This is a genomic window from Candidatus Bathyarchaeota archaeon, assembly GCA_030739585.1.
Classification (GTDB): domain Archaea; phylum Thermoproteota; class Bathyarchaeia; order TCS64; family TCS64.
The window spans coordinates 1-3468 of the sequence record JASLYX010000022.1 but is presented as its reverse complement, the minus strand read 5'-3'; the positions used below and the strand labels follow the sequence as shown (position 1 = coordinate 3468).

Below are 3468 nucleotides of genomic sequence, written 5' to 3'. Positions count from 1 at the left end.
GAGGTCAACTATGAAGGGTTGGATATGGAAAGAATAAGCAAATCAGAAACAATAAACCACAACGCTCCTCCTTCGAATCGAAGGCTGATTAAGCTCTTTCTAGATGACTGCACCCTACGAGGTTACAGTTCAGAAACAATTCGAAGCCACAGATCAAACCTGAGGATTATCTCCGATTTTCTTTTAGATCGAGGCTGGAATATTCTGGAAGCAGACAAAAATGCGCTCAAAGATTTGCTGAGATATCTTGTCACTGAACGTAATGTGGGAGTTAAGACTCAGAACCACTATTTCAGCGTCTTATCAAGTTTCTTTGAATACCTTGTCTACGAGGAATATGTGATGAGTAATCCGGTGTTGGGCTTTAGGAAACGCTACCTGAAGAACTACAAGAACCATCAACCACAACCTATGAGAAAACTGCTCAGTGTTGATGAAATGTCTCGACTGATAAATAGCGTTCTGAGTATTAGGGACAAGACGTTGATGACCATCCTGGCTAAGACAGGTGTGAGGCGTGGAGAACTCATCTCAATGGATGTAGATGATGTTGACTGGAGTCATCAGAGGATTAAGTTGAAGCGGAAGAATAAGCGGAGTAATCTTTACGTGTATTTTGATGAGGAGACAGCAGTTGTTTTGAGTCGTTGGCTCAGGATAAGAGGTGGATGTGCAAAACAAGGTGAACAGGCGCTTTTTATTGGTGATCGTGGGGGCAGAATAGGTAGAAATATTGTTTATAATATTGTAGCCAATCATGCTGAGAGGCTTGGTTTTCATGATCCGTCGAGTTCTCGGCTTGAGGATCATTTTAGTCCTCATTGTTTCAGGCATTGGTTTACTACGCATTTGCGGAGGAATAGGTTGAGCAGGGAGTTCATCAAGGAGCTTCGGGGTGATTCTCGTGGGGAGGCGATTGACGTTTATGATCATATTGATCATGATGAGCTCAGACAAGCATACCTCGCAGCTGTCCCACGATTGGGCATTATATGACGCGAAGACGAGTTAGCAATTCAATAAAGAAAACTTCAACTCTGCGCCAGTTTCATTTTAATCACTCGAGCTACCCAGACGCACGTCGACACATCAACATCTATGACGCCAGTGACGCCAATGACGCTATATTCGGAAGCATTTCAAGCATCATAACGACCCGCATGAACATGTTGGGTCCTCCAAGAAGAGACAAGTGAACTCAATTCACCCACGGACTCGAAGGAATCCCGTTATTCAATGATTTTGATCTTTAAATGAGGGCAATATTCACAGCTACCCTTCAAAGGAGTAAAATGCTTTACCGAGTGCTCGATCGATATCAGTTTTCCAATCAGCAGATCTCTCAGGTCTATTATCTTTTTGAGAGCTTCAGATTCTACAGTCACAAAAGACGAACTAGGAAACGGGCGCACGCGTGGAGGTGGTTTTTCTGATTTCATTAGGATATCCTTCAAATCGTTTGTATGACCTAGAATGGGATATCTATCACTCTCTGCTAATCCTGTCTCTTTCATCATATTCCGGTATTCTAACATCCGCTCATAGATATCCTGATAATACCCAGATTTCAGGTGCTGCAACAGACACATCTCGTCAGGATGCTCAAGAGACTCGGCTCCAAGATTATCAAAAACCAAAAGGTCCAGCCAGAGATGGATGTGGACAGATCTTTCGGTCAAAGATTCTAGCAGCTTCCTAGAGTGCTTCAAAGCCAGTTCGTGATCGCCTTTGCTAAACTTTTTCTGACCTACCTTCAGAGAGTATTCAGCATTATCGAGTTCGATCAGATCTAGGCCTCTCAGTAAACGAAGATCATGTTGTATGCTCCTGTTCGAGATACGCTTCGTCTTGTTCGTATTCACGCATTCTATTATTTCCCCTGCTGGGACATGATTTTTTTCTTTGATGTAATCTAGGATTTGTTTTAATCGGATGACCCTTTTACTTCTGGTGTCCCCTCCAACATGTTCATCAAATGACGTAAATGTTCACCATTCTCAATATAGGTGAACATTATAATATAAGCGTGATATGGATTCGCAAACGCGGTGCAAAACATCGTTCCTCGGGGCTTGGCTGGAGCCGGAGATAAAGGCTCTGGTGGTCGAACTCGCGGGTCTGAAGGGTGTCAGCCTCAGCGAGTATCTCAGAAACCTTGTCTTAGATGATCTGGATCGGCGCCAGGCCTTTGCCGACGTATTCAGGGGAGCTTGATGATGAAGAGGAAACTAAGAGTTCTAGGACCGTGGCAGGAGTTTGTTGATGTGTTAGTTGATGTTGACGATGTGAGGGGAGTCCTCGTTTTCAGGCGGCATTCTGTCGCTGTGCCCTTTGAGATGTTCACGAGACATCCACAGTTGACATCGTTGATTGGGATTAAGATTAGACTTCTCAGAACAGATCTCCCTGATCGCAAATTCATCGTTACGGTAGCGGAACGTGTCCATGTCCCTCCTCAGCAGACGGATGTTTGCCATGAACTTGGAGATGAGCCGAGATATGTCTGAGATAGCAGTGGACAAGACTGCATTCCCCGCCTTTCAGCTTCAAATGGTCGTTAAAGAGAAGATCGATGAGCATAGTGAACCCGAAGAATCGCATCCCGGTTGCTTACTCACAGAAAAGCAAGTCCAAGAAGTAAAACTCACTGCATATAGACGGGGTTTGAACATTAGCGATTTTCTAAGGGAGATTATTCTTCCAGCGTTGGAAACCCCCAAGGGGAGTCTGAAGAATGGAGCCTCTTCGTTGGTGAGTAAATGACCAATAAAGCTCAATTCGTGAAGCTTGGTGACGGCAAAATCATCTCTATTGAAGAATACCCCCAGAATGCTAGAGACAGGCTGGAAACTGAATTAGAACAGTCGAAAATCGAGATTTCATTACAGGATCTTTCAAGCATCCTCAGTTCCACTGTGAAGCGCGATATTCACAACAAGCTGATTACTTTTCTTGGTATGATCCTAAACTACACTTCAGAGGATCAAGTCAACATAGCTTTTAATTCCGAGTCTTCCACAGGCAAATCATACATACCCCGGGAGATTGCCAGATATTTCCCTGAAGAGGACGTCCTAGAAATTGCATATTCAAGTCCCACCGCTTTCTATCATGAGCTAGGTGAATGGGACGAGGAAAAGAAGATCAAAAAGATTAACCCCAAGATTAACTCTAAAAATGAATTATAAGTGGATTGCTGAATCTAGAGTATCAAAGAAGTTCAAGAATCTTGAAGTTCTAAATTCATACCCCGTAGGAAAGGATGGAATGCATTTCTTCTATGAAGTAATTTGTATTGATCCTTCAAAACCAGAAATAAAATCAGACAAACAATTATCTTGGATAACTAAACCAGGACACAAAAAAAGATTTGATCCGTCAATGACTTCCAATCCCTCATACGATATTGCTGAGAGACAATCTGATGGCTGTACGCCTTTGATATATTGGTCTTGTATTAGTACAGAT

General features: G+C 43.1%; 7 protein-coding genes. 6 read left to right on the top strand and 1 reads right to left on the bottom strand.

Annotated features, from left to right (window positions below; genetic code table 11):
• Nucleotides 1-996, top strand: a 996-nt coding sequence (locus QGG23_08380; GenBank protein MDP6049431.1) for a tyrosine-type recombinase/integrase, incomplete at its 5' end; no start/stop codon positions are given.
• A 233-nt stretch (nt 997-1229) separates the two neighbouring features.
• Here the strand turns inward: QGG23_08380 and QGG23_08375 are convergent.
• Nucleotides 1230-1862, bottom strand: coding sequence for a hypothetical protein (locus QGG23_08375; GenBank protein ID MDP6049430.1), 633 nt, complete (start codon nt 1860-1862; stop codon nt 1230-1232).
• A 169-nt stretch (nt 1863-2031) separates the two neighbouring features.
• Here QGG23_08375 and QGG23_08370 point away from each other — a divergent pair, with 169 nt between their 5' ends.
• From QGG23_08370 to QGG23_08350, 5 genes are all read left to right on the top strand, one after another.
• Complete coding sequence (locus QGG23_08370; GenBank protein ID MDP6049429.1) at nt 2032-2214, top strand: hypothetical protein; 183 nt, start codon at nt 2032-2034, stop codon at nt 2212-2214.
• Nucleotides 2214-2507 carry a hypothetical protein gene (locus QGG23_08365; GenBank protein ID MDP6049428.1) on the top strand — a complete coding sequence of 98 codons (294 nt, stop codon included), beginning with the start codon at nt 2214-2216 and terminating at the stop codon, nt 2505-2507. Before QGG23_08370 ends, QGG23_08365 begins: the two co-directional genes overlap by 1 nt.
• Complete coding sequence (locus tag QGG23_08360; GenBank protein MDP6049427.1) at nt 2500-2763, top strand: hypothetical protein; 264 nt, start codon at nt 2500-2502, stop codon at nt 2761-2763. The genes QGG23_08365 and QGG23_08360 overlap by 8 nt, the downstream gene beginning before the upstream one ends.
• Complete coding sequence (locus QGG23_08355) at nt 2760-3188, top strand: hypothetical protein (protein ID MDP6049426.1); 429 nt, start codon at nt 2760-2762, stop codon at nt 3186-3188. The genes QGG23_08360 and QGG23_08355 overlap by 4 nt, the downstream gene beginning before the upstream one ends.
• On the top strand, nt 3178-3468 hold a 291-nt coding region (locus QGG23_08350; GenBank protein MDP6049425.1), incomplete at its 3' end, for a hypothetical protein. The genes QGG23_08355 and QGG23_08350, both read left to right, overlap by 11 nt.

Excerpts from the sequence above, each read along its gene's own strand:
- QGG23_08370 (MDP6049429.1), top strand. The coding sequence starts at position 2,032 with ATGGATTCGCAAACGCGGTGCAAAACATCGTTCCTCGGGGCTTGGCTG.
- QGG23_08360 (MDP6049427.1), top strand. The coding sequence starts at position 2,500 with ATGTCTGAGATAGCAGTGGACAAGACTGCATTCCCCGCCTTTCAGCTT.
- QGG23_08365 (MDP6049428.1), top strand. The coding sequence starts at position 2,214 with ATGATGAAGAGGAAACTAAGAGTTCTAGGACCGTGGCAGGAGTTTGTT.
- QGG23_08355 (MDP6049426.1), top strand. The coding sequence starts at position 2,760 with ATGACCAATAAAGCTCAATTCGTGAAGCTTGGTGACGGCAAAATCATC.